Source organism: Mediterraneibacter sp. 210702-DFI.3.120 (assembly GCF_020561005.1).
Lineage (GTDB): Bacteria > Bacillota > Clostridia > Lachnospirales > Lachnospiraceae > Mediterraneibacter > Mediterraneibacter faecis.
The window spans coordinates 1-219 of sequence record NZ_JAJCNG010000129.1 but is presented as its reverse complement, the minus strand read 5'-3'; the positions used below and the strand labels follow the sequence as shown (position 1 = coordinate 219).

The 219-nt window shown below is 34.2% G+C and carries 1 pseudogene; it reads left to right on the top strand.

What is annotated here, in order from left to right:
• A pseudogene (locus LI162_RS15500) lies at nt 1-219 on the top strand (hypothetical protein); the annotation flags it as partial.

Below are 219 nucleotides of genomic sequence, written 5' to 3'. Positions count from 1 at the left end.
TACAGGAATCTTACACAAAGAAACAAGCACAAGCGCAAAAATCTAGTCATGAATCAAAAAAACAAAAACAAAAGCAAATTAAACCTAGACGATTAGCTGGTTCTAAACAAAAAGATACCGTACAAAAAGCACTCCAAAAACAAGCGAAAGCGATTAATGCCAGAATTGACAGATTACCCGATGTTGCGCAAGCAAAACAAAAGCGAAAAATTATTTTTC